At 62.3% G+C, this 25578-nt stretch carries 24 protein-coding genes and 1 pseudogene; 9 read left to right on the plus strand and 16 right to left on the minus strand.

All coding sequences use genetic code 11. The features are described 5' to 3' along the window. The first annotated feature begins 4 nt into the window (after positions 1-4). The 5 genes from gap (at position 5) to CWS72_RS12080 (ending at position 4014) form a co-directional block, all read left to right on the plus strand. Positions 5-1009 (plus strand): type I glyceraldehyde-3-phosphate dehydrogenase, encoded by a 1005-nt coding sequence (gap, locus tag CWS72_RS12060; protein WP_101250861.1) that lies wholly within the window; start codon positions 5-7, stop codon positions 1007-1009. A 16-nt stretch (positions 1010-1025) separates the two neighbouring features. Beyond that, on the plus strand, positions 1026-2243 hold the full coding sequence (locus CWS72_RS12065; protein ID WP_101250862.1) for a phosphoglycerate kinase: 1218 nt from the start codon (positions 1026-1028) through the stop codon (positions 2241-2243). A 151-nt stretch (positions 2244-2394) separates the two neighbouring features. Then, the gene (locus CWS72_RS12070; protein ID WP_146002727.1) at positions 2395-3003 is read left to right on the plus strand and encodes a hypothetical protein; all 609 of its coding nucleotides are present in this window, start codon (positions 2395-2397) and stop codon (positions 3001-3003) included. A 138-nt stretch (positions 3004-3141) separates the two neighbouring features. Then, complete coding sequence (locus tag CWS72_RS12075; protein ID WP_101250864.1) at positions 3142-3351, plus strand: hypothetical protein; 210 nt, start codon at positions 3142-3144, stop codon at positions 3349-3351. 75 nt (positions 3352-3426) lie between these two features. Continuing rightward, positions 3427-4014, plus strand: a complete 588-nt coding sequence (locus CWS72_RS12080; RefSeq protein ID WP_101250865.1) for an NUDIX hydrolase — start codon at positions 3427-3429, stop codon at positions 4012-4014. 316 nt (positions 4015-4330) lie between these two features. Here CWS72_RS12080 and ftsY read toward each other — a convergent pair whose 3' ends face one another. From ftsY to CWS72_RS12105, 5 genes are all read right to left on the minus strand, one after another. After that, a complete protein-coding gene (gene ftsY, locus CWS72_RS12085; protein ID WP_101250866.1) occupies positions 4331-5263 on the minus strand; it encodes a signal recognition particle-docking protein FtsY in 933 nt (310 codons plus the stop codon). After that, positions 5260-6564 (minus strand): tRNA (N(6)-L-threonylcarbamoyladenosine(37)-C(2))-methylthiotransferase MtaB, encoded by a 1305-nt coding sequence (mtaB, locus tag CWS72_RS12090; RefSeq protein ID WP_101250867.1) that lies wholly within the window; start codon positions 6562-6564, stop codon positions 5260-5262. The genes ftsY and mtaB overlap by 4 nt, the downstream gene beginning before the upstream one ends. Beyond that, complete coding sequence (gene dapF, locus CWS72_RS12095; RefSeq protein WP_101250868.1) at positions 6561-7409, minus strand: diaminopimelate epimerase; 849 nt, start codon at positions 7407-7409, stop codon at positions 6561-6563. Before dapF ends, mtaB begins: the two co-directional genes overlap by 4 nt. A gap of 227 nt (positions 7410-7636) precedes the next feature. Beyond that, complete coding sequence (locus CWS72_RS12100; protein ID WP_101250869.1) at positions 7637-8212, minus strand: flavodoxin family protein; 576 nt, start codon at positions 8210-8212, stop codon at positions 7637-7639. Positions 8213-8269: 57 nt separating this feature from the next. Next, positions 8270-8698, minus strand: coding sequence for an Rrf2 family transcriptional regulator (locus CWS72_RS12105; RefSeq protein WP_101250870.1), 429 nt, complete (start codon positions 8696-8698; stop codon positions 8270-8272). Positions 8699-8872: 174 nt separating this feature from the next. Here CWS72_RS12105 and tcuC point away from each other — a divergent pair, with 174 nt between their 5' ends. Then, positions 8873-10174 (plus strand): MFS transporter, encoded by a 1302-nt coding sequence (gene tcuC, locus CWS72_RS12110; RefSeq protein ID WP_101250871.1) that lies wholly within the window; start codon positions 8873-8875, stop codon positions 10172-10174. 40 nt (positions 10175-10214) lie between these two features. Here the strand turns inward: tcuC and CWS72_RS27795 are convergent, their stop codons facing one another. Both CWS72_RS27795 and CWS72_RS12120 read right to left on the minus strand, forming a co-directional pair. After that, the gene (locus CWS72_RS27795) at positions 10215-10658 is read right to left on the minus strand and encodes a MazG nucleotide pyrophosphohydrolase domain-containing protein (protein ID WP_158240623.1); all 444 of its coding nucleotides are present in this window, start codon (positions 10656-10658) and stop codon (positions 10215-10217) included. A gap of 11 nt (positions 10659-10669) precedes the next feature. Then, positions 10670-12319 (minus strand): B12-binding domain-containing radical SAM protein, encoded by a 1650-nt coding sequence (locus CWS72_RS12120; RefSeq protein WP_101250872.1) that lies wholly within the window; start codon positions 12317-12319, stop codon positions 10670-10672. Between the two features lie 201 nt (positions 12320-12520). Here CWS72_RS12120 and surE point away from each other — a divergent pair, with 201 nt between their 5' ends. After that, positions 12521-13300 (plus strand): 5'/3'-nucleotidase SurE, encoded by a 780-nt coding sequence (surE, locus tag CWS72_RS12125; RefSeq protein WP_101250873.1) that lies wholly within the window; start codon positions 12521-12523, stop codon positions 13298-13300. Between the two features lie 26 nt (positions 13301-13326). Here the strand turns inward: surE and CWS72_RS12130 are convergent, their stop codons facing one another. Both CWS72_RS12130 and CWS72_RS12135 read right to left on the minus strand, forming a co-directional pair. After that, a complete protein-coding gene (locus tag CWS72_RS12130; protein ID WP_101250874.1) occupies positions 13327-15366 on the minus strand; it encodes an ABC transporter ATP-binding protein/permease in 2040 nt (679 codons plus the stop codon). Continuing rightward, positions 15363-15629: a hypothetical protein gene (locus CWS72_RS12135; RefSeq protein ID WP_146002728.1), complete on the minus strand. Its 267-nt coding sequence runs from the start codon at positions 15627-15629 to the stop codon at positions 15363-15365. Before CWS72_RS12135 ends, CWS72_RS12130 begins: the two co-directional genes overlap by 4 nt. Before the next feature lie 205 nt (positions 15630-15834). Here CWS72_RS12135 and CWS72_RS12140 point away from each other — a divergent pair, with 205 nt between their 5' ends. Further along, entirely contained in the window at positions 15835-16119 is a 285-nt protein-coding gene (locus tag CWS72_RS12140; RefSeq protein WP_199175656.1) for a DUF6072 family protein, read from the plus strand. A 55-nt stretch (positions 16120-16174) separates the two neighbouring features. On the opposite strand, the gene CWS72_RS12145 is transcribed toward CWS72_RS12140, so the two are convergent. The 7 genes and pseudogenes from CWS72_RS12145 to CWS72_RS28800 form a co-directional block, all read right to left on the minus strand. Then, positions 16175-17401, minus strand: coding sequence for a hypothetical protein (locus CWS72_RS12145; protein WP_199175657.1), 1227 nt, complete (start codon positions 17399-17401; stop codon positions 16175-16177). Between the two features lie 144 nt (positions 17402-17545). Next, positions 17546-18484: an acetaldehyde dehydrogenase (acetylating) gene (locus CWS72_RS12150; protein ID WP_101250876.1), complete on the minus strand. Its 939-nt coding sequence runs from the start codon at positions 18482-18484 to the stop codon at positions 17546-17548. A gap of 45 nt (positions 18485-18529) precedes the next feature. Next, positions 18530-19543, minus strand: a complete 1014-nt coding sequence (dmpG, locus tag CWS72_RS12155) for a 4-hydroxy-2-oxovalerate aldolase (RefSeq protein WP_101250877.1) — start codon at positions 19541-19543, stop codon at positions 18530-18532. 171 nt (positions 19544-19714) lie between these two features. Then, complete coding sequence (locus CWS72_RS12160) at positions 19715-21043, minus strand: MFS transporter (protein ID WP_101250878.1); 1329 nt, start codon at positions 21041-21043, stop codon at positions 19715-19717. 146 nt (positions 21044-21189) lie between these two features. Next, a complete protein-coding gene (gene ilvD / locus CWS72_RS12165; protein WP_101250879.1) occupies positions 21190-22869 on the minus strand; it encodes a dihydroxy-acid dehydratase in 1680 nt (559 codons plus the stop codon). Positions 22870-23259: 390 nt separating this feature from the next. Continuing rightward, the gene (locus CWS72_RS12170) at positions 23260-23850 is read right to left on the minus strand and encodes an IclR family transcriptional regulator (protein ID WP_241911701.1); all 591 of its coding nucleotides are present in this window, start codon (positions 23848-23850) and stop codon (positions 23260-23262) included. A gap of 30 nt (positions 23851-23880) precedes the next feature. Beyond that, positions 23881-24045 (minus strand): annotated as a pseudogene (locus CWS72_RS28800) (helix-turn-helix domain-containing protein); the annotation flags it as partial. A gap of 323 nt (positions 24046-24368) precedes the next feature. On the opposite strand from CWS72_RS28800, the gene CWS72_RS12175 reads away from it, so the two are divergent. Continuing rightward, complete coding sequence (locus CWS72_RS12175) at positions 24369-25454, plus strand: type II asparaginase (RefSeq protein ID WP_101250881.1); 1086 nt, start codon at positions 24369-24371, stop codon at positions 25452-25454. The last annotated feature ends 124 nt before the right edge of the window (positions 25455-25578 follow it).

The raw sequence follows: 25578 nt of genomic DNA on the forward strand, positions 1-25578 counted from the left end.
TATCATGACTGTACGCGTCGCCATCAATGGTTTCGGTCGCATCGGCCGTATGGTGTTCCGCGCTGCCGCGAAGGAATTTTCCGACATCGAGATCGTCGCCATCAACGATCTGCTTGATCCCGAATATCTCGCCTACATGCTGAAGTACGATTCCGTGCACGGCCGTTTCCACGGCGACGTCTCCGTGGATGGCAATTTCCTCGTGGTCAATGGCAAGAAGATCCGTCTGACCGCCGTCAAGGATCCGGCCGAGTTGAAGTGGGGCGAGGTCAACGCCGACGTCGTGATCGAATCGACTGGTCTGTTCCTGACCACCGAATCCTGCCAGAAGCATGTGGCGGCCGGTGCCAAGAAGGTCGTCCAGTCGGCGCCCTCCAAGGACGACACCCCGATGTTCGTCTATGGCGTGAACCACACCAAATATGCCGGCGAGCAGATCGTCTCGGCCGCGTCCTGCACCACCAACTGCCTGGCTCCGGTGGCCAAGGTCCTGAATGACAACTGGGGCATCAAGCGCGGCCTGATGAGCACCGTGCACGCCGCCACCGCCACCCAGAAGACCGTCGACGGCCCGTCCTCCAAGGATTGGCGCGGCGGCCGCGGCATCCTGGAAAACATCATCCCCTCCTCGACCGGCGCCGCCAAGGCCGTCGGCAAGGTGATCCCCGAGTTGAACAAGAAGCTCACCGGCATGGCCTTCCGCGTCCCCACCTCGGACGTCTCCGTGGTCGACCTCACCGTCGAACTGGTCAAGGAAGCCTCCTACGAAGACATCTGCAAGGCGATGAAGGCCGCTTCCGAAGGCCCGCTGAAGGGTGTTCTGGGTTACACCGACGAGAAGGTGGTCTCCACCGATTTCCGTGGCTGCAACAACCCGTCGATCTTCGATGCCGACGCCGGCATCCAGCTCGACAACACCTTCGTCAAGGTCGTGTCCTGGTACGACAACGAATACGGTTACACCTGCAACCTGTTGCGGTTCGTCCGGCACGTCGCGGGCGCCAAGTAATCCGAGGGGAAAGCCCATGTTTCAGACGCTCGACGATCTCGACGCCCGTGGGAAAAGGGTCGTGGTGCGGGCCGACCTGAACGTCCCGGCCAAGGACGGCAAGGTCACCGACACCACCCGTATCGACCGGTCCGCGGCCACCATCCGCGAACTGGCGGAGAAGGGCGCCCGGGTCATCATCCTGACCCACTTCGGCCGTCCCAAGGGGCGCGAGGAGAAATACAGCCAGAAGCTGCTTCTCGAGCCGTTGTCCAAGGCGATCGGCCGTCCGGTCGCCTGGGCCGACGACGTGACCGGCCCCGACGCGGTTGCGGCGGTGAACAAGTTGAAGGACGGCGACGTCCTTCTCTTGGAGAATGTCCGCTTCCACCCCGAGGAAGAGAAGAACGATCCGGCCTTCGCCCGCCAACTGGCGGACCTCGGGCAGGCCTATGTCAACGATGCCTTCTCGACGGCGCATCGGGCGCATGCCTCGACCGAAGCCATCGCCCGCCTGATTCCGGCCTATGCCGGACGACTGATGCAGGCCGAACTGGAAGCCCTCGGCAAGGCTCTCGAACATCCCGAGAAGCCGGTGGCCGCCATTGTCGGCGGTGCCAAGGTGTCGACCAAGCTCGATCTGCTGGGCAATCTGGTGGCCCGCGTCGATTATCTGATCATCGGCGGCGGCATGGCCAACACCTTCCTTTATGCGCAGGGAAAATCCGTCGGAAAGTCCTTGTGCGAAAAGGATCTGGCCGATACGGCGCGGTCGATCCTGGAGAAGGCGAAGGCCGCCAACTGCCACATCGTCCTGCCGGTCGACGTGGTGGTGGCAGGCGAGTTTGCCGAGCATGCCCCCTCCAAGGTCGTTTCCGTCGACAGCGTTCCCGACGACCAGATGATTCTCGATGCCGGCCCGGCCAGCGCCGAAGCCATCATCGATCGTCTGGGCGGTTGCAAGACGCTGGTCTGGAACGGTCCCTTGGGCGCCTTCGAAATCGCCCCCTTCGACGCCGCGACCAATGCGGTGGCGAGGGCCGCGGCCCAGCGGACCAAGGAAGGCAAATTGCTGACCGTCGCCGGCGGCGGAGATACCGTTTCGGCTCTGGCCAAGGCCGGGGTCGAGGACAAGTTCTCCTATGTCTCGACGGCCGGTGGCGCCTTCCTCGAATGGCTGGAAGGCAAGGAACTGCCCGGTGTGGCGGCCCTCAACCAGCCCGCGTCGGGTTGCGGTTGCGGCCATAAGCATTAAGGCGGAAGGCGACCGATCCCGTCCTGGATGAAAAAGTGGCACCGGCCTCGCGCCGGTGCCACTGACATTTTGCTTCTGAGCGATCAGCGCAGCAATCTAGTTTGGAGGGCCAACCCAAGGCGTCAAGTCTCAGATCTGAACAGGAGTCATCATGACACAGTATTCATTGACCTGTATCAACAACTCCTCTCTGTCCGGTAGCTTCGTCGTCTTTCAGAAGGCTCCGCCGATGACCATTCCGGGGAATGTTTTCTCCCTGGCCTGGTTCGTCCGGCCGGCCGCGCCTCAAACCAAAGTGACCTTCAATTGGACTCTCGACTACTGCTTCATGTGGTCGGAGACCGGCGTTCTGCAACCGGGCATCACCTTCAATCCGTCGCAGATGGTGGGGGCGGACCCCAATGGCTCGAATTTCGTTCAGCTGACGGCGGATGAATATGGCGCTTCCTATCTCAGCCCGCCCAACACCAGCGGCGCGGTCGGCTTCCTGACCATCCAGCAGCTTGCCAATGTCGTGCCCAACCGGACCTCCGTCGGCGTCGGCATGTCCGGCTCGGGCACTTTCGCCATTCAGGCCGCGCCGAATATGAATGCGGTTTTCACGCCGCATCCGAATTATTGGGTTCTGTTCGGGAATGTTGAACCCGGACAAGTCATGGATGTCGAAGATGTCACCGGCGCTGTCGAGGTATCGTACGGTGGATCCCTGACATCGCGCACCGCAACGCTCGGCATGGACAATCTCATTTCCATCGCCTGATCCGGCCATACAGTCCTGCCCATTAGAACAGGTTTTCGCCTTCACTCAAGCAAATCTGTCAAACCGCGGCCATTGATGATAGCCTGATCGCCTGGGGTGCCGTTTTCGGCGGTTCGGGGCAGGGATTGGAGTGGGGTAATGGCGACGCAAGGTGTCTCGAGCACTCGAACGTCCGGCGTTACGGTTTCGCAGACCAACGGCAACGCGCGGCGTTCGACGTCCGGTACCGATGGGACCAAGGCGAAATCATCCCAGTCGCGGGCGACGCCACGTCAGGTGATCAATATCGACGGGAAAAGCTTCGATCGCTATGCGCCGCGCGGAACTTATCTCAATATCGTCGTTTAGGCCGTCACCCGGAGTCGAATCGCGCCGATATCCGAAGGCGGGACAAGGGCCGGGACGGCGCCGGCGAAGCGGCCGATGAGCGAACCCCCATCCATCACCCATCCTCCATCCGATTTGCGCGTTCCCGACGGCGAGGACCGCGAACGGCTGATCTGCCGGCAGTGTGGCCACATCTTCTATGAAAATCCCAAGGTCATCGTCGGCGCCGTCTGCGTCTGGGGGGACCGTTATCTGTTATGCCGCCGCGCCATCGAGCCGCGCCGGGGCTTCTGGACCATGCCGGCGGGCTATCTGGAACTGTCGGAAAGCAGCCAGGCTGGCGCCGTCCGCGAAGTGCGCGAGGAAGCCGGCGCCGAGGTGGAGGTCGACGCGCTTCTCGCCGTCTATGACCTGCCCATCATCAGCCAGGTGCACATGATCTATCGGGCGCGCATGGTGAGCGCCAGCCATGCGCCGGGGCTCGAATCGCTGGAAGCGGGACTGTTCACCTGGGACGACATCCCCTGGGGCGAACTCGCCTATCCCAATGTCGCCTGGTCCTTGCAGCACCATCGGGATCTCGCCGGTCGGACCGACTTCGCCCCGCGTGGGATCCCCGAGGACGGCTGGACGCAATGGAAGGGCTGGCGGGCAGACTCAGATGGTGCCGGTGGCACCATCTGAGTCTGCCCTATTGGATCTGCATCGCGCTAAGGCGTGTAGATTCATGATGGTCCACATTGAGGATTCTCTCGTTGCCTTTGATTCCCTGATGGCTTGAAAGGCAGCCCCGGATATTTTGAACCACCAAGACACCAAGGCACCAAGGCGCCTTTCGGATCACCCGGCCGACAGCCGAGGACAGGACGGGAAAATGCCTGTGGCACTTTCCGCCGCCTTGGTGTCTTGGTGCCTTGGTGGTTTCTAAAAAAGCCGGAACGCAGCGGAAGCATCAGGACGACATGTGAACATCTGGCCAATTGCCAATGTTCACATGTCGTCAGTCCAGGCCCATAAGGCTCCGGGCGAAGGCCTTGGCTTCGAAGGGGCGCAGGTCGTCGATTCCCTCGCCGACACCGATGGCGTGGACCGGCAGCTTGAACTTCTCGGCCAATGCGACAAGCACGCCGCCTTTCGCCGTGCCGTCCAGTTTGGTGACGACCAGGCCGGAAACCTTGGTGATGTTGCGGAAAATCTCCACCTGGCTGTGGGCGTTCTGGCCCACCGTCGCGTCCAGGACGAGAAGGACGTCGTGCGGCACCATTGGGTCCTGCCGTTTCAGCACGCGGATGATCTTTTCCAACTCGGCCATCAGGTCGGTCTTGTTCTGCAGTCTGCCGGCCGTGTCGATCAACAGCACGTCGTCTCGGCGGGCCTGGGCCTCCTTCAAGGCGTCGAAGGCCAGGCCGGCGGCGTCGGCCCCCTGGTCGCGTGAAATGACCGGGCTGCCGGTGCGTTCGCCCCACACCTTCAACTGCTCGACGGCGGCGGCGCGGAAGGTGTCTCCCGCCGCCAGGGTCACGGAAAGCCCCTGATCGCGGAACGACTTGGCCAGTTTTCCGATGGTCGTCGTCTTGCCGCTGCCGTTGACGCCGACCACCAGCACCACATGCGGCTTATTGGCCGGATCGGGGCGAAGCGGCAGGGCAACCGGCTCCAGCACCGTGGCGATCTCCTCGGCCAGGGCGCTCTTGATCTCCTCGGGGCTGATTTCCTGGTCGAAGCGGCTCTTGGCCAGCAAAGCGGCGACACGTGCCGCCGTGGTCACCCCCAGATCGGCGGCGATCAGCATTTCCTCCAGTTCCTCAAGCGCCGCCTCATCCAGTTTGCGCTTGGTGAACAGGTCGGTGATGCCTTGCGAAAGCCGTGACGAAGACCGGCTCAATCCCTCGCGGATGCGGCTCAGCCAGCCGGATTTCGTCTGCTCGCTCATGACAGCGGTGTTCCCGTCAGTTGTCCATCGGTGAGGCCGGAGATGCGCATCCTTACGATATCGCCCGCCGCCCCCCGGCCATCGGCGAGGCGGACCGGAAGATAATGTTCGCAATGGCCGAAGCCGTCCTTTTCCACCAGCACCCGGGCCTCGTGGCCGACGCGCGACGCCAGGAAGGCGCTCATCGCCGCGTCTCCCTTCGCCCGGAGGCGGGCGGCCCGCTCCTTGACCACATCGCCGGGAACGCGCGGCATGCGGGCGGCCGGCGTGCCGGGGCGGGCCGAGAAGGGGAAGACGTGGAGATGGCTCAGGCCCACCTCGTCGACCAGGGCCAGCGATTGGGCGAACATCTCCTCGGTCTCGGTGGGGAACCCGGCAATGATGTCGGCACCCAGCGCCAGATCGGGACGCAAGGCCCTGAGACGCTCGGCCAGGCCGATGACGTCGCCCCGAAGATGGCGGCGCTTCATGCGCTTCAGGATCATGTCGTCGCCGGCCTGGATGGACAGATGGAAATGCGGCATCAGCCTCGGTTCATCGGCGACGAGGCGCAACAGGTCGTCATCGACCTCGACCGGGTCCAGCGAGGAGAGCCGCAGGCGCGGCAGTTCGGGGACCTGGGCGAGAAGCCGGCGGACCATCTGGCCCAGGCCGGGGCGGCCCGGCAGGTCGGCGCCATAGGCGGTGATGTCGACTCCGGTCAGGACCACTTCGCCGAAGCCGGCGGCGAGCAGGGCGCGCACCTGATCGGTGATATGTCCGATGGGCACGCTGCGGTTGGGGCCGCGTCCGAAGGGAATGATGCAGAAGGTGCAGCGGTGGTCGCAGCCCTGCTGGATTTCCACGAAGGCCCGCGCGCGGCCCTCGAATCCCGCGATCAAATGTTCGGCGGTGTCGCGCACCGCCATGATGTCGGTGACGACGATGCGCTCGGGGTTGGGCGTCAGATAGCTGGCCGCCTGCATCTTTTCGCTATTGCCGATGACCTGGTCGACTTCCGGCATGGCGCCGAACTTCTGCGGATCGATCTGCGCGGCGCAACCGGTGACGACGATCCGGGCGCCGGGACGTTCGCGGCGAAGCTTGCGGATGGCCTGGCGGGCCTGGCGTTCGGCTTCCTTGGTGACCGCGCAGGTGTTGACGATGACCGCGTCCTGCCAGCCGGCGGCGCGGGCGTGGTTGCGCATGACTTCGGATTCGTAGGCGTTCAACCGGCAGCCGAAGGTGACGACGTCCGGCCCGTCCGTCTGGGTCGTCTCGTCGGTGGAGGTGGGCTCGGCCGGCTGGGGCAGGGCGCTCATGGCAGGAGGCTGCCGTCCAGCGTGCCCGAGTAGCTGAGGGCGACGGGACCGGTCATCAGCACGTGATTGTCCTTCATCCATTCGATGGACAAAGTGCCGCCGTCCAGAACCACCTCGGCCGAACGGCCGATCAGGCCCCGGCGGGCGGCGGCGACGACGGTGGCGCAGGCGCCGGTGCCGCAGGCCAGGGTGATGCCGGCGCCACGCTCCCAGACGCGCATGCGCAAGCGATCGGGGCCGATCGGCTGGACCACCTCGATGTTGCAGCGTTCCGGAAACAGCGGGTCATGCTCCAGGATCGGTCCCAGGCGGGAAAGATCGACGGCCTCGGCATCGTCGACGAAAAATACCGCATGCGGATTGCCCATTCCGACGCCGACCGGGTCGGTGAGGCCTTCCAGGCGGAGCGGCAGATGATTGGTGTCGACCGCCTGGCCCAGGGGGATATCGCGCCAGTCCAGATAGGCCGGTCCCATATCGACGCTGATCAGCCCCCCGGCCGCCGTTTGCGCATCCAGCAGTCCGGCCCTGGTTTCGATGACCGCGTGCGGCTGGCCGCTTTCCTGCATCAGCATCCAGGCGACGCAACGGGTGGCGTTGCCGCAAGCCGAAACTTCCGAACCGTCGGCGTTCCAGATGGTCATGAAGGCGTCGGCCAGCTTGGTTTTCGTCGGGCCGACGACGACCATCTGATCGAAGCCGACGCCCGTCCGCCGGTCGCCGATGCGGCGCACGGCCTCGGCCGACAGGACAAGCGGCTGGGAACGGGCGTCGAGCACGACGAAATCGTTGCCCAGCCCATGCATCTTCAGAAAGGAACGGCCTTGCGGCGATAATGCGCTCATGAGGGCCTTAATATGGCGAGATTACGGGCAATCGCAAGCGATTGCTGATTGTTTAAATTGTCCGTTCGGACGTCCCCGGACCGACGGGTTCCCGGCAAGCGAAGCCGCCGCCGGACAGTTGAACATAAAAGCGGGACGCCAGGGACTGGCGAACCAGTCCCGGCGTCCCGCTCTCAGCACCGCCGGCAGGGGGGAAGACCGGCGGCGCACCACCGGAGGGACGGTGGTTATCCTCGGGTTTTCACCGCATAGTCGGCGACGCGCTGGCCGAATACCTTGGCTGTCTCCAGATCGCCCGGCAGCGGCCCTTCCTCGGGCGAGCTGTCGGAGGGCGACTGGGCGAAGGCGCCGGCGAAGGCGCCCAGGAAATTGATGTCGTTGCGCTGGGCCGCCTTGGCGTTGGCGGGCAACTGGCCGGCGCCGATCCACACCATGCAATGCTGCAGGGCGAAGGTGATGAGATACTGCACCGTCGTCTGCTTATCGCCGTTCAGAGAGGCCGAGTTGGTGAAGCCAGCCGCGATCTTGTCCTTCCAGCCCTGGGAGAACCACACCTTGGAACTGGTGTCGGCGAACTTTTTGAACTGCCAGGGGGCGCTGCCCATATAGGTCGGCGCGCCGAAGATGATGGCGTCGGCGGCGGCCAGCTTGTCCCAGCCGGCTTCGGGCAGGTCGCCTTCGGCGTTGATCGCCAACAGCTCCACCGTGGCGCCCTTGGCCGACCCGGCGCCCGCCGCCACGGCCTCGGCCTGCTTCTTGGTGTGCCCATAACCGGAATAAAAAACTACAACGACTTTCGCCATCTCTGAGCTCCTTAATTAAGAAACAGTAGTTGTTACTGTTACATTTTCGCGAAAAAATTATGCGGCGGCGCGCGCCTTAACAGCGGCGGCGACGTCGCCGATGCTGATCCTCCCCAGTTCCTTTTCCTTCGCCGTTTCGGCCTTGGTGAGAATATCGACCAGGACCGGCACGATGTGGGCCCCCACGGGACATTTCGGGTTGGGGGGCTGGTGATGCAGGGCTTGGGCCTCCTGTTCGTCGACGGCCCGGTAGAGATCGAGCAGGGAAATGTCTTCGGGGTCCCGCGCCAGGAAGGAGCCGCCGGCGATTCCCCTTTGGCTCGTCACCAGGCCGGCTTTGGCCAGTGCGGACAGGATACGGCGCACCACCACCGGATTGGTGTTGACGCTGCCGGCGATCCAATCACTGGTCGCGGGGGTGTCGCGGTGCAACGCCAGGACGGCGGTGATATGCACGGCGACGGCGAAACGACAATTTCTGGCCATGGCTCTGCTGAAAAATCTAATTGTAATTATACTAGTTACAAATATTGCGGCTGTCAAGCGGAGGGATTAGCTATTAACCTTCCGCCCGAGCATCGGAGGGGGATGACGCAAAGACCCATCGGGGTCGTTGCGGGGAATAAGGGTTTTAGAGTCGGTCTTGGAAGGATTGGTTCAATGAATGCGCCGAAAAAGCTGAAGTGGCTGCCGGTTCTACAGGTGGCCAGCGGCAATTTCCTCGAAATGTACGATTTCATGATTTTTGGCTATTATGCATCGGCGATTGCGAGGGCCTTCTTTCCCAGCGGCAGCGACTTTGCTTCCCTGATGCTTTCCCTGATGACCTTCGGCGCCGGCTTCCTGATGCGGCCGCTGGGGGCGATCTTTCTCGGATCCTATATCGACCACAAGGGCCGTCGCGCCGGGCTGCTGATCACTCTGGGCCTGATGTCCATCGGGACCCTGTCCATCGGCGTGATGCCGGGTTACGAGACCATCGGGCTTCTGGCGCCGGTGCTGGTGGTGATCGGCCGTCTGCTGCAGGGATTTTCCGCCGGTGTCGAGTTGGGCGGCGTTTCGGTTTACCTGTCCGAGATCGCCACGCCCGGAAACAAGGGCTTTTATGTCAGTTGGCAGTCAGGCAGCCAGCAGATGGCCGTCATTTTCGCCGCCCTGCTGGGCGTGCTGCTCAGTTCGCTGATGCGGCCCGAGGAAATGAGCGCCTGGGGCTGGCGCATTCCCATCCTGGTCGGCTGCATGATCATCCCGCTGATCTTCATGTTGCGCCGTTCCCTGAAGGAGACCGAGGAGTTCGCCAAGCGGAAGCATCATCCCAGTCCGTCCGAGATCATTCGTTCGGTGGGCGCCAATTGGCGCCTGGTGCTGGTCGGCGTCATGATGGTGACGATGACCACGGTGTCCTTCTATATGATCACCGCCTATACCCCGACCTTCGGCAGTCAGGCGCTGCATCTGGCCAGCATCGACAATCTGATCGTCACCCTGTGCGTCGGCATTTCCAATTTCTGCCTTCTGCCGATCATGGGGGCGGTATCGGACAGGATCGGCCGCCGGCCGTTGCTGATCACCTGTACCGTTCTCGCCCTGATCACCGCCTATCCGGCGATGTCCTGGCTGGCCAGCGCGCCATCCTTTACCCGCCTGTTGACGGTTGAACTATGGTTGTCGGTCATCTATGCCAGCTACAACGGGGCGATGGTGGTCTTCCTGACCGAAATCATGCCGACTGCGGTGCGCACCGCCGGTTTCTCCCTGGCCTACAGTCTCGCCACGGCGATTTTCGGAGGTTTCACCCCGGCGATCTGTACCTACCTGATCCATGTTTTCGATAACAAGGCGATGCCCGGCGTCTGGCTTTCCTTTGCCGCCGCCTGTGGCCTGATCGCCGCCTTGTTGACCAGGGGGCAGGCCGAGCAAACCGCACGGGGGGACGCGGCGGAATCGGCAAAGTCCGCCTGACCTCGGCGAGGAGGGCCGCGGGCGTCCGGTCCACCTCCCTTTATCCCAGCCCGTCTTCCTCGCGTGGGGAGAAGGGTTGGGATGAGGGGCGCGTGCGATCCGCCGTTCCGTTCGTACGGGTACGGGTTTTTTCGCGTTCTTTGGCCTTGCTCCACAAGGCGGCCTCTTCCTCCAGGCTCAAATCCCGCCCGGCTTCGTACAACCAGGGCTTCCGATATTTCAGTTTGCTCAAGGCCGTAGCGGAGATCCGTTCCAGGGAAAGGCCATGTTCATCCCCGGCGACGATCAGCGCGAAAAGCAGCGACCAGAGGATGTCTCCCAGTTCCTCCTCCAGGGCACGCGGGTCTCCTTCGTCGAGAGCGTCGCGGCATTCGTCGATTTCGCCTTTCAGCTTGGCAAGCGATTGAGGCAGCGTCTGCGATCGCGACCAGGCCGAACGCGTTCGGTCGAGCCGCAAGCCGTCGATCAGGTCCAGCAACGTCATGTCCGCTCTCGTCAAAGGGTTGGCTCCTGCGCGCTCTCCTGGGGCTGCCACGGGTCGCGCGGGTTCAGAACACCGATGAATCCGCTGATCTCCCGGCGAAGCCGGTCGGCCAGGTCGGCGTGGACGCGCGGGGATTGCGTGGCCTCCAGCATGCCGTCGATGACGGCGGCGCGACGCTCCTTCATCCGTTCGACGAGCGGCGGCACCGTGGCGGGATCTTCGATCATCGCCAAAGTGAGGAATTTGACGAAATCGAAATTCAATTCCTTCGCCGCTTCGACGACATGATTGGGAAATTCGTCGAACAGCGCCATCCGCTGGGCGTTTCGGGCCAGGCGATAGGCATAGTCGGTCTCGTTCTTCCAGATCTGGCACCAGTCGGCGATTTTCTGAACCAGCGGATCTTCGAAGCGATAATCGTATGTCATCTGGTCGAAATCGTAAGAACCGAGCAGGTCGGCGCGCGCGACCCATTTATGGAGCGCCGAGGCTTCCTGAACGTCGATCCGCGATAATGTCTGGCTGGTGATCCTCCATAAGCGGTGACGATCGAGGTTCTCGATATTTTCCATGAGATCGTCGACCGAGGCGAAGGGGTCGAACATGATGAATCCGGATTCCACCGGCAGGCCGATCTCTTCGAGCAATTGCAGGGCCCGGATGTTGCCTTCGGCCTTCGTCGCCTTGGCGAATCGCTTGAGCTGGCGGTCGCAAAAGGATTCGCAGCCGACGAACAGCAGCGAAAGCCCGACTTGCTGAAGGCGCTTCAGCAAAGCCAGGCGGCGGTCGTTCGCCTTGTCGCTGTCGCGGAGCCGGACGACGTTATCGGCCCTGGTCGAGAAGGAGAAGGTCGGCGTGTCGTGAAGCGCCTCCAGCCGGTCGGCCAGGCGGAGGCAGAACTCCGGGTCGTCGCCGATGAAATCTTCGTCGCAGAAGGTAAAACGCCGGATGCCCAGGTCCTTCAATTTCGCGATGGTCTCGACGATCGGGTCGATGGGGAAGCGGATCCAGCGCGGCTGTCCCGCTTCGCGCGGGGGGCGGGTGCAGAAGGCGCAGTGATCGAAATGGCAGCCCCGGCTGGTCTCGACCCGGGCAAAATACTTATGCGGATCGACCCAGGTCGGCACGGCGTAGTCCCGCGGCCAGGCGACCGGTGTCTGATGCATGCGCCCGTCATGACGAAGCGCGATGCCGGGGGTGAGGAAAAAATCCGGCCCCGGCGGAGGCGCGCCCGCCTCCGTCCAGGCCGCATATTGTCGGAGAGCCGATTCGAGGGGAATTTCTCCGAAACTCCGCACGACCAGGAGCCCCGGATAGCGGTCGAGATAGATTTCCGGGCGGTAGGTCGGCAGCGTATTGCCGACGACGATCTGCGGAAGGTGTCGTTCCGCCGCGGTTTGCGTATAAAGTCGATCCAGCAATGCGCAACCGACGCTATGAGTCCCCTGCATCATGGAAATGCCGATGACGTCGCTTCCGCGCGCACCGAGATCCCCGACGAGTTTCCCGATATCGGCCGGATCGCGATTGTCCAGGATGAACAAGGCGACATCCCATTCCGGCAGTGTCTTGCGGATATATCCGGCAAGCACCTCAATGGAATAGGGGGCAGAGGTCGGCGATTGTTCCTCACTGTAAAGTTGCACAAGCGAGAGCCTCATGTCACTTGCCCTCCATCGCGGATGGATGAAACCTATGATAGAAAAACAAGAGATCCTATTTTGTTATCATAGAGAGCACAACGTGACTTCTCGCATAACGTGTATATATGAAGGCTAATACTCATTAAAGGTGTAGTCGCTCCGGAGGATGGCCATCGAAAGCCGTTCGCCGCAGTTCTTCCGGAGTTTTGGAGGCGATGAATGCGCGTGTTGCTTTGCAATGACGATGGGATCGAAGCGCCCGGCCTCTGGTACGCCTATGACGGGCTCCGCGATTTCGACCGCGAGGTGGTGGCTCCGATGACCGACCAGAGCGGGTCATCCCATTCGACGTCGTGCCTGTCCGCGCCGTTTGGCGTATGGGGACGCCAAATCAACGATACCGAGGCGATGGTGGTCGACGGAACGCCGTCCGACGCCGTCAAATTCAAGCTCTATCACAGCCGGAAACCGTTCGATGCCATGGTTTCGGGCATCAATGCCGGCGAAAATGCCGGGCTTTCCCAATATTATTCGGGAACGGTCGCCGCCGCGCGCGAGGCGGCCATGCGCGGCATTCCCTCGGTCTCCATTTCGGTATGGCGCAACGACCCGGCGCATTACCGGGCCGCCGCCGATTTCTTGCGAAAATGGTTGCCGCAATGGTTCGGACGGCCGGGCGACGGGCGACCGCCAGGCCCCCTGCTGTTGAATGTCAATTTCCCCGACGGAAATCCCGCGGACATTCGCGGAATCCGTGTGGCTCGCCAGTCGATGGCCTATTTCGAGGATCACTTCCGCCGGATCGACGGCGACGGTCCGACCGCCGAATATGCCTTGGTGATAGGGGAGAAAAGGCAGGACCGGATGGGCCGGGAATCCGACGATTGGGCCCTGCGGCACGGATACGTCACCGTCGTTCCGCTGTCGGTCGATACCACCTGCATGACGGGGGCCGCGTGGTTGCGCACGATTCATGACGGCGGGGACGGCCCGGCTTGACGGTCCTCTCGGATGGCCGGGCGCTATTACATCGCGCTTCGCGACACCCCGCGATTCTGGCTGTTGAGCAAGGACCGGTAGAAGCCATTTTTCCGGATCAGGCCGGCATGGCTGCCGGTTTCGACGATGCGGCCATGGTCGAGCACGATGATGGTGTCGGCATCCCTGACGGCGGCCAGGCGGTGGGCGACGACGATGATGGTATGGCCGGCCATGCGTTGGCGGATGCCCGACAAGACGCTCTGTTCGGTGACCGCGTCGAGATTGGATGTGGCCTCGTCCAGCAGCAGGACGGGCGATCGCTTGAGCAGGGCGCGGGCGATCAGCAGGCGCTGGCGTTGGCCATCGGACAGTTTCAGTCCCTGTACGCCGATTTCGGTAAAATAGCCTTGCGGCAGGGCTTCGACGAAATGATGAATATGGGCCGATCGGGCCGCTTCGACGATGGACTCCGCATCCGCGTCCTCCTGGCCGAGACCGATATTGTGCCCCACCGTGTCTTCGAACAGGAAGGAGCGCTGGTCGACGCAGGAAAAGACCTTTCGCAGGCTTTCCCTGCGAAAGTTCCGGATGTCTTCGCCATCGATCCGCACCGACCCTTCCAGCGGGTCGTAGAATCGCAACAGCAGTTTGACCAGGGTGCTTTTCCCCGAGCCGGAGGCGCCGACGATGCCGACGACGCTGCCCCTGGGAATGCGCAGGTCGATGTTCCGGATCGCCAGTTCCCGCGCTCCGGGATAGCCGAAGACGACATTGGAGAACTCGATGGCGTCGGCCGGGGCATCGGGGGCAAGGGCGGTCGAGCCGTCGTCGCGCTCGATCGGCAACGCGCTGATCCGGCTCAATGAGCGATAGGCCGCGAGGCCGTGGTTCACGCTGTCCAAGGCCTGCCCGAGATTGGAGAAGGGATAGAACAGGTGGCCGCTGATCAGCATGAGCACCAGATGGCTGCCCGGGCTGATGGTTCCCGCGGCCAGCGCCAGACCCGCCGCCAGGGTGACGGCGGAGACGCCCAGCAGCGTGATCAGTTCCAGGCGGAGCGGATAACGGACCGACTGCCGCGAAGCTTCGATGCTGATGCGTTCGTACGCCGTCGCCGCCTGGCGCATGTCGGCCAGGACACGCTCCTCAAGGCCGTATCCTCTGATGGTCGTCAGGCCGTCGATCAGTTCGGTGAGCTTGCGGTCGGGCAGATTGCGGGCTTCGCCGGCGATTTCATAACGCTGTCGCATGTCGCGGTAGCTGCGTCTGACCTCGACGACCATGGCAAGCAGGGCGAGCAGCGGAATCCACACCAACTGCGGGGCCAGGACGAAGAACGTCAGAGTGAGCAGGGCGGTGTTGAGGGCGATGTGCGCCAGGGCGCTCAATCCGTCGAATCCCTGTTCGATCTGGACCAGATTATGCCTGATGCTGTTGGCGAGACTGCTGGTCGACTGCCCGTCGAGCGCCGGTTGGTCCGCCAGCAGCAGGCGTTGGCTCAAGGCCAGGCGCATTTCGGTTTCGACGGTGCGTCCCAGGCGATGCCATATGTTGCTGCTGCGCCGCTTCAATTCGATATAAGCGAAGGTGCCGGCCAAGATGCCGGCCAGTGACAATCCCATCGGTCCCGCCAGAGCGACCCGCCCCGACAGGGCTCCTCCGCGAAGCAGGCGGTCGAGGGTGCGGCCCAGGGAGAAGATGCGGACCAGGGACGCCACGGCGGCGCCACCGGCCAGAACCGTGCCCAGGCGGGCTTCGGGCGCCCGGATCAGGCGTCCCGTCAGATCCGGCCAGTCGACCGTTTCGGGAGCGGTCTCGGGCGAAGACCACAGCGCCGAAATGACGGCTTCGAGCGCGTCGACATCGGTGCGCCGGTCGAAGAGCACCAGAATTCGCATGATGCGGGAATCGACTTGCACCTGCAGAACGCCGGGACAGCCGTTCAAAGCCTCGGTCAGCCGCTCGGGCAGGCCGGGCGTATCGCGGAGCGCCCGCCACCGCCAACGGATGCGGCCGGGAACCAGGGAAAGCCGTTCGAGGTTGGCGCCGTCGGAATATGGGAGCGGAACGGACTGGCGCCTCAATGCGAATGACCGTTCGCCGGAGCCGCGGAGCCGCGCGTCCGGCCGGAGACGGGACTTTCGGCCGCCACTTCCGCCCGGGCGTCATCCATTTCGGCCCGCCAGGTTCGATAGCCGTCGCCGACGGCACCGGCGCCTCTGAAGGCCGATTTCGTCAAAGCCTTGGCGGTGCGCCGCAAGGGTTCCTGGAGAACCAGCGCGGTGACGGCGCCGGCGACGAACGCGCCGACGATCATGACGGGAACGGCAAAAAATAATCGCGGCATGAGCCCTCCGGAATCGATCGTCGCGACAACCATTATTGCGAAGGGCTGTCGCGCATTGGTTGTTCAGGAAGGTACATACGAAAGTTGATTTGTTGAGAAAAGGGAAAAATTAATTGTATAACGTATCGCATATACTACTTTTACGTTAGTTTCCCAGAGCCGCTCTCGGCTATGATTTTCCCCGGATCAGAATGAGGAGCGCAGAATGCCCGACTCGACGGAACAGCTTACGAATGGGGTCAAACTTGTCGGTGAAGCGTTGTTGCCGGGAACGAGCCTGCTGATGGATGGCCGATTCGTCGACGGCGCGGCCCATGTGGTCGTCGGATTGGGCGCCCGCATCCTGTTGGGACCGCTCGGCGTTTTGGTCGTCGCGGCCGATTCCTTCAGTAAATCGGTGACGGAGCGTCATCTTTGGGACCATGTTCTGGCGGCCCGGCCGAAAGCCGCCCCGGCAGCCGGGGCGCCCCCGGCGAGGGCGGAGACCTGACGCTCGGGGATAAAACGCCGCTCGTCCCTTCCAAGCGTCTCCTCGGATCTCCCCCTCAGGGTTGAGCGGGGGCCGGGGGGAGGGCCGTCGTTCCGGTGAAGGGATTGAAGCGGCGTTCGGCCAGGGCGATCCAGGCCGTCGCTCCCAGATGGGGCAGCCGGTAATAGAGACGAGGCTTCGTCGGATCGGTCTGCAGCATGAAGCCGGTCGGCAGGGCCTGCGTGTTGGTGGCATAAAAGTATCCATCCGGCGCTCGCAGGGTGCCGATGGCGCCGAAGATCGCCCGGGTGTCGCGGCCGCTCAGGGAATAGAGCAGGGCCATCTGCGCCGTGCCTTCCGTCCAGATGCCGTCCCTGGCCTCGCCGTAGGCGAAGCCGTTTTGCACCGAAAGACGCCCCTCGACGGTGGGGACGGCGGCGGCGTAGCGCCGATTCCCCCCGGCGAGGGCCAGCAACGGCCAGACTTGCGCGTCCAGCGCCAGGATGGGATTGCGGGTGACGCCGTCTTCCCCGGTGCCTGCGGCGAAACAGCCGCATTTCCCGTCCCACATGCTGCGCACGAAGGCATTCGCCTGTTCCGCCCGCTCACGCCACATGGCCCTGCCGGTGCTCTCCTCCAGGCGGGTGAAGGCCGCGGCCAGATCGGTATTGTGTTCCGTCGATTTCCAGCGCAGCGCCTCGGGTGAGGGTTCATGCCCGAAGGTGCCTCCGGTGTAGCCTCCGCCGCCCCGCTCGTCGCGCATCCCGGCGACCCAGCGGCCGATCCGTTCCGCGCCGGCGGCATAGGCGGCCCCGGCGCCATCTCGGTCGAGGGCCAGCAGGGCCAGCATGGCCCAGGCCATGTTTCCGACATCGCTGCCGACCTGATAGCGATCCTCCAGCCACTGTCCCCGGGCGGGATCCCACCAGCCGGAAAGCTTCAGCGGCTTCGCGTCGGCGGCTCCCGCCGCATAGGCGTTGCGCAATCGGCCGTCATGCCAGAAACGATCGTTGTCGAGGGCGAGAAGAATGGCGTCGCCGATCCGCCGCGCCTCCCCGGTCCGTCCGCAGCCGACGAGGGCGATGGCCGCCGCGGCGTTGTCGTAAAGGAAGGCCGCGCCATGCAGCGGTCCCTCTGCGGCGGTGGGATAGCTGGCCAGGAAGACCGGCCCCGCCGGCTGGCTGGCGATGGAGGCGGCCAGGGCGTCGCAAGCCGAGGGCGCCGCCGCCGCGCTCCAGCCCGTGCCGCTCAACAGTAATCCGACGAAGCCGGCGATGCCCTGCCTGATCGAGGTGCCGCGCATGGGGTCATGTCCGGATAGGGGGCTTTAAGGGACGAAACCCCGAAGATGCCCCCGGATCGTCGCCGAAAGCAACCGGAACCGCATGACCCCAGGGCAACGTGTTCGAAACCTGAGTTCGGTGCCCTGGGTTAAACTCTCCGTTCCTCACGCGGCTTTGGCGTGCCGTTCGGCCATCCGTTCCGCCGTACGCAAGGCGGCATGCGTCATGATGTCGAGATTTCCGGCATAGGCGGGCAGATAATGGGCGGCCCCTTCGACCTCCAGGAAAACGGTGACTTTCAGCCCGCTGACCGTTTTGGCCCCGCCGGCCAGCCGGATCGGTGATTCGGCGGGAATGGTTTCGAACTGCACGGCCTGTTTCAGCCGGTACCCCGGCACATAGGCCTGGACGGAGGCCACCATGGCGGCGATAGAGTCCTCTATCGCACGGCGATCATCGCTTTGCGCCAGGCAAAAAACGGTATCGCGCATCATCAGCGGCGGTTCGGCCGGGTTGAGAATGATGATCGCCTTGCCGCGTTTCGCCCCGCCCACCGTTTCGATGGCCCGCGACGTGGTCTCGGTGAATTCGTCGATATTGGCGCGTGTTCCCGGTCCGGCCGATTTCGAGGCGATCGAGGCGACGATTTCGGCGTAGGCGACCGGGGCGACCCGCGAGATGGCTGCGACGATGGGAATCGTCGCCTGTCCGCCGCAGGTCACCATATTGACGTTGTCGCTCCCGACATGCTGATCGAGATTGACCGAAGGCACCACATAGGGACCGACCGCGGCGGGGGTCAGATCGATGGCGCTCTTGCCATCCTGGCGCAGGATCTTCGCATGGGCCTCATGCGCTTTGGCGGAGGTGGCGTCGAAGACGATGCCGATATCGCGATATATGGGCATGCGACGCAAGCCCTCCAGACCATCGACCGTGGTGGCAATGCCGAGACGATCGGCTCGGGCCAATCCTTCCGATTTGGGGTCGATCCCGACCAGGGCGCCCATTTCCAGGCGTTGTCCGTGGCGCATGATCTTCATCATCAGATCCATGCCGATGTTGCCCGATCCGATGATCGCGACTTTCACTTTGCTGTTCATATGTTTTCTCCCGACGAAACGACGAAGATGGACGGATGGCGATGCTCACTTCGCCGCGGCGGAAACGAGATCGAGCGCCACATCGACGATCATGTCCTCCTGACCGCCGACCATCTTGCGTCGCCCCAGCTCGACCAGGATCGATCGCACGTCGACGCCATAGGTTTGCGACGCCTTTTCGGCATGGCGGAGAAAGCTGGAATAAACCCCGGCATAACCGACGGACAGGGTTTCGCGATCGACCCGTACCGGACGATCCTGAAGTGGGCGCACCAGGTTGTCCGCCGCATCCATCAGGCCGTACAGGTCATAGTCGAGATCCCACCCCAGCCGTTCGGCCACCGCGACGAAGGCTTCGATCGGCGTATTGCCAGCCCCGGCCCCCATGCCGGCCAGCGAAGCGTCGACCCGGAATGCGCCCTGTTCGACGGCGGCCACGCTGTTGGCGACGCTGAGCGTCAAATTGTGGTGCGCATGAACGCCGATCTGGGTTTCCGGCCGCAGGGCGTCGCGCACCGCCCGGACCCGATCGCTCATCCCCGACATGGTCAGCGCTCCGGCGCTGTCGGTGACGTAAACGCAATGGGCGCCATAGCTTTCCATCAGGCGGGCCTGTTCGGCCAGTTTCTGCGGATTGGCCATATGCGCCATCATCAGGAATCCCGAGACATCCATCCCCATCTCGCGGGCCGCCTGGATATGCTGACAGGAAACGTCGGCTTCGGTGCAATGCGTGGCGATGCGCACGCTTGCGACCCCGGCGTCGCGAGCGTGACGCAGGTCGTGAACGGTGCCGATGCCGGGAATGAGCAATGCGGTGAGTTTCGCATGGGTCAGAACGCCGGCCACCGCATGCAGCCATTCCAGGTCGTCATGGCGGCCAAAGCCGTAATTGAAACTCGATCCGGCCAATCCGTCGCCATGACAGATCTCGATCGCGTCCACCCGGGCCCGGTCGAGGGCCTTGGCGATCTTGAGAACGTCGTCCAGGCCATATTGGTGGCGGACCGCGTGCATGCCGTCGCGCAGCGTAACGTCTTGGAGGTAAATCTTATTCACTTTCGCACCTTATCTTTTTTGTGTTCTGCCGGGACCGCCCAGCATCGAACGCTTTCTTGTCCGCCCAGTCATCGCGAGCCGAGAGGCGAAGCAATCCAAAGGATTGGTCTTCTGTGACCGGATTGCTTCGCTTTCGCCCGCAATGACGGACGGGATCGATATCCCGGAGCGTCAGACCTTGGCCTCGACGGCTTGCGCCATGTTCGCCGCCGACGATTCGGCGCGCTTGCAGACGACATAGACCAGGAGACTGCCGACAACGGTGCAGCCGCCCATGAACAACAGTCCGCTGATGAAGGAGCCGGTCGATTCCTTGATGTAGCCAACGAGGAAGGGGCCCAGGAAACCGCCGAGGTTTCCGATGGCGTTGATGAACCCGATTCCGGCGGCAACCGCGGTGCCGGTCAGAAAGGTCGGCGGAATCGTCCAGAAGATCGGCATGCAGCCATACATGCCGATACTGCTGATCGACAACAGCAGGATCGTCAGTACCTGATTCTGCTGGGTGAAGGCGCTGGCCACCAGCGCGCAACCGGCCACCAGTGTCGAAACGGTGACATGCCACTTCCGCTCCTGGAATTTATCGGAGCTCATGCCGATCAGCAGCATGCCGATCGACGCGGCGAAAAATGGGATGGCGGCGACCACGCCGATCTGGCCGGCGCCGGCATTGCCGAACGACTTGACGATTTGCGGCAGCCACATGTTCACGCCGTAGACGCCGATCACCATGCAGACATAGATCAGGCACAACAGCAGCACGCGGGTATTGGTCATGGTCTCCCACAGGCTGTATTTCGGCCCGGCCGACTCGACCGAACGCCGTTCCTTGTCGAGTTCGCCTTGCAGCCACGCGCGTTCCTCGGGTTTGAGCCACATCGCCTTGAAGGGCAGGTCGGTCAAATAGAACAGCGCGATCACGCCGACGAGGCTGGAGGGAATTCCTTCAAGGATGAACAGCCATTTCCAGCCGGCCACCCCCATCACCCCATCCATCTCGAGAAGCCATCCCGACACTGCGGAACCCAGCGTCAAGGCGATCGGCTGGGCAAACATGAAACGCGATACGATGCGTCCCCGGTATTGGGCGGGAAACCAGAAGGTCAGGTAAAGGATGATGCCGGGAAAAAATCCCGCTTCGGCGGCGCCGAGCAGAAAACGGACGGCAAAGAAACTCGCCGTTCCCTGGATGAGAACCATGCTGGCGGAAACCAGCCCCCAAAGGATCATGATGCCGGCGATCCAGCGTCTCGCCCCATATTTGTTCAGACCCAGATTGCTGGGGACGCCGAAGAAGAAATAGCCGACGAACAAAATGCCCGCGCCCCAACCAAAAATGGTTGGAGAAAACCCGAACTCCTTATTCATCGTCAGGGCGGCAAATCCAAGATTCACCCGATCGACAAAACACAAGATATAGGAAAAGACTAGAAACGGTATAAGTCGTAGCGAGACCTTCCTGATGACATCTTTCTCGCAATCATATGGGGCAGCAGACATTCCTCATTCTCCCATTTCAAAAATATTATTTATTTTTTAACTAGGATTGTTGATCATCCGGCCGAGCCAATTCAGCTCCCGTCGCCACCGGGCTCGATCCGGTGGCGACGGCGGAGGGAAATGATCCGGCATGCTCGCAAACCGCTCTATTTCAGAGCCATGACGGCGCCCTTGTCGGCGGAACTGGCCAGGCGGGAATACAGTCCAAGATATCCCTTGGTGAATTTGGGTTCCGGCTTCCGCCACGACTTGAAGCGCTCGGCCAGAACGGCATCGTCGACGCAAAGGCGAAGCGCGTTGTTGGGAATATCGATGACGATCTTGTCGCCATCTTCGACGACGGCGATCGGCCCGCCCTCGGCCGCTTCCGGGGAAATATGGCCGACGAAACAGCCATTGTTGGTGCCGGAGAAGCGGCCGTCGGTGATCAGCGCCGTCTTCTTCGCCAAGCCCATGCCGTAAAGATATTTCATCGCCTTGTACATTTCGCGCATGCCGGGGCCGCCCTTCGGTCCCTCGTAGCGGATGACGACGACATCGCCCTCTTGAATGAGGCCGCCGAGAATGGCTTTCTCCGCCTCCTCCTCGGAGTTGAAGACCTTGGCGGTTCCGGTGAAGACATGCATCGCGGGATCAATCGCCGCCGGTTTGGTGACGCCCGTGTCGGGCGCCAGATTGCCCCTCAGGATCGCCAGCCCCTTCAGCTTGCTGAACGGTTTTTCGATCGTGCTGATGATCTCGGTGCCGCGCGGCGAAGCCCCCAGTTCCGGACCGAGATTCTCCGCCACAGTCCGGCCGCTCACGGTGAGGCTGTCGAGATTGAGCAAGGAGCGCATCTCGTTCATCACGCGCGGGATTCCGCCGGCCAGGTAAAAGTCCTCCATGTCGTATTTCGAGGCCGGATTGACCTTGGCGATCTGTGGAGTGTTTTCGCTGAACCGTGCGTAGATCCGCATCATGGCGTCGGCGTCGATACCGATTTCGGCCGCAATGGCCGAAAGGTGCAGCACCGCATTGGTCGACCCGCCGGTCGCCATCAGCACGCGAACCGCGTTCTCAAGCGACTGGCGCGTGATGATCTGGCGGAAATCCGACTGAACGACCAGATCGACGATAGCCTTGCCGGTCGCTTCGGCCAGGCGGAACCGCTCGGCGTACACCGCCGGCACCAGGGCGGCGCCCGGCAGCGACATGCCCATCGCCTCGGCCAGGCAACACATGGTGTTGGCGGTTCCATAGAAGGCGCAGGACCCGCTGCACGGACCACAGGTTTCTTCCAGCCGATTGTAGGTCGGCTCGTCGATCCGCTTGCTTTTCAGCATGCCCAACCCCTCGGACATGGTGGTCAGGTCGGACTTGCGGCCATCGAACTCGGTTCCGCCCAACATCGGGCCGCCGGGTAGAAAAATTGCCGGAACACTCAGCCTGGCGGCGGCCATCAACATGCCGGGGACGATTTTGTCGCAAGAGCCGAGCAGGACGATTCCGTCCAGCCGATGCGCCTCGACCATCACCTCGACATCGTTGGCGATCAGATCTCGTGACGGCAGGATGAAATGCATGCCCGCGTGACCCTGGGCGGTGCCGTCGCAGGCGCCGATAACGCCGAATTCCGCCACGCTGCCGCCGGCGCGATAGATGCCCTTGCGGACAAAATCGGCAACTTTTCGAAGATTTTCGTGGCCGGGAACAAGGTCACTCCATGCATTGGCGATGCCGATAATCGGTCTGTCAAGATCGTTGTCGGAATAGCCAACTGTTTTAAAAACAGATCTATTGAATGACCAGTCCGGTTTTTCCAATATTTTCCGGCTTCTCCAACTCATTTTAGGTCTCCTCCTGCAAACTATATTCTTGTTGTGGCGGTTATTGGCGTGGTCACTTCAGCAGCACAACAGGGATCGTCACTCTCGTCGTTCCGCATCGCCATGGGATTGCCCGCAAACGATGTTGGTTCCATATACGGAACCTTAGTTCCATATACAGATTACACAGAGACCCCCAACATCTCAACGTCTTTTGCATTTCGTCGATGGGCGAGGCCGCGAGGCAACGGGGGTAAGGGCGGCGCGCGAGCGCGCCCGTGCAGGGGCACCCCGCGACGAGGTCAAGCCCGGCGCGGGGTGGTATCGGTTGAAGGATCGGGGAATGTTCGCGGAACAGTCCTGTCCGCGTTTATTCGTGTTCCGGCGACTCGCTGGGAGTGGCGGGAAGGGTCATCGGGAAAGAGCTGTCGCGCCCGGTTCGAATCCCAATTTTTTCGAGACATTGGTGCAGATCTCGATGACCTGTCCCGCCAGGGTTTCCACCCGCTCGTCCGGGATTTGAAATTTGAGGCCGACGACGCTGACGGCGGCGACCACCTCTCCATGCACATCGCGTATCGGCGCCGCCACGCAACGGATGTTTTCCAGTTCCTCCTCGTCGTCGAAGGCCCATCCCCGTTGTCGCACCGTCCGCAACTCCTCTTTCAGCCGCACGACGCTGGGCACCGTGTTCCGGGTGAAGGTGGGCAGCGCGGGGGACGGAAAAATGGCGTCGATTTCCGCCTCGCCATGGTCCGACAACAGGGCCTTGCCGACCGCCGAGCTGTGAAGCGACAAACGCTTGCCTTCCCAGGTCTTGACGCTGAGAACGCTGGGGCTCTCCAATTTGGCGAGATAGATCGCCTCGTTTCCATCCAGGACGCCGAGATGGCAGGTGAGGTTGGTCACCTGCCGCAATTGATAAAGCTCGGACAGGCTTTCTCTTTTGACGTCCAGATGGGAAATCGCGACATTGCCCAATTCGTATAGGCGCAACCCCAAACTGTACATCCCGCTGGCGTCAAGTCGTAAAAGCTTTAATGACACAAGGGTCTTGAGCAGAGAATAGAGGCTGCTTTTCGGAAGATTAAGTTCCTTGTGGATACGAATAAAACTTTCCTGCCTATTTGCCTTAATAAACTCCAGGACGCGATCCATTTTTATCAAAGCAGGAATTAGTCCGGTGTTTTCGTCCATTTCCGACAATATTCCACAGCAAATAAGCCAAAAGATATCGGCGCCGGCCAATCAGATAAATACGATTATAGGACATTCATGATGTTTTCAACTCCCCTATCCCACAAGGGGGCGAAGGGAAAACGGATGAATCCGCCAGTGCTTTCGCGGGGATGGGGGACGAATTTGACGCTTTTCAAATCCGGCGCCGCGCCTCAGCGATAACTCCGGGCAGGACAATTGTCGGTTGTGACCGGGCGGGCTATGCTGGCCCCTCCTTGTCTCCGGACATGGGAAAGCCAGTCCACGCCCAGCGTCTCCGTTCGAGGAGATATGGAGGAAGAATGCAATTTCATTTCAAGCGCACCTGCCTGACCATGGCCATCGGCCTCGTCCTGTTCTCCTTCGGACCGTCCGCCCAGGCCCGCGAACCCGGCGCCTTGCCCAATGTGACGATTCTGGCCACCGGCGGCACCATCGCCGGAACGGGAGCCAGCAGCACCACGACCGTCGGCTATACCGCCGCCAAGGTCGGCGTCGACGCATTGATCGAGGCGGTGCCCGAACTGAAGAAGGTCGCCAATGTCAAAGGCGAACAGGTCTTCCAGATCGCCAGCGAGAATATGAACAACGAGTATTGGCTGAAGCTGGCCAAACGGGTCAATACGCTGCTGGCCCAGAACGATGTCGACGGCATCGTCATCACCCATGGCACCGACACCATCGAGGAAACGGCCTATTTCCTCGATCTGGTGGTCAAGAGCAAGAAGCCGGTGGTGATCGTCGGCGCCATGCGTCCCTCGACGGCGATCAGCGCCGACGGGCCGATCAACCTCTACAACGCCGTCATCCTGGCCGGTGCCGAAGAGTCAGTGGGCAAGGGCGTGCTGGTCTGTCTGAACGACCAGATCAACGCCGGCCGCGAAGTGACCAAGACCAACACCTCGTCGCTTGATACCTTCCGCACGCCAGAACTGGGCTTCCTGGGCTATATCCAGGACAACAAGCCGCACTTCTACCGGCAGTCGACCCGCAAGAACACGGCGGATACCGAATTCGACATCTCGGGTCTCGATAGCCTGCCCCGTGTCGACATCGTCTATGGTTACGCCAACATGGACCCGACCGCGCTCAACGCCTTCGTCGCGGCCGGCGCCAAGGGAATCATCCATGCCGGCGTCGGCGACGGCAGTCTGGCCAACACGGTCAAGCCGGCCCTGATCGAGGCCCGCAAGAAGGGTGTGCTGATCGTCCGTTCGTCGCGCGTCGGCAACGGCATCATCGCCCGTAACGGCGAAGCCAACGACGACGAGCTCGACTTCGTCGCCTCCGATACCCTGAATCCGCAAAAGGCCCGCATCCTGCTGATGCTGGCCCTGACCCGGACCACGGACAGCAAGGCCATTCAGAAGATATTCTATACCTACTGAGCCGACGCCACCGGGGCTGAGATGGGTTCAGCCCAGATCTCGGTGATCGGAACCGATCACCGAGCCCTCAATCGCCGGGCGGGTTTCTCCGAAACCCTGGGCTTCGCGCCAACGATGGCGCGGG

The organism is Telmatospirillum siberiense, assembly GCF_002845745.1.
Classification (GTDB): domain Bacteria; phylum Pseudomonadota; class Alphaproteobacteria; order Rhodospirillales; family Magnetospirillaceae; genus Telmatospirillum; species Telmatospirillum siberiense.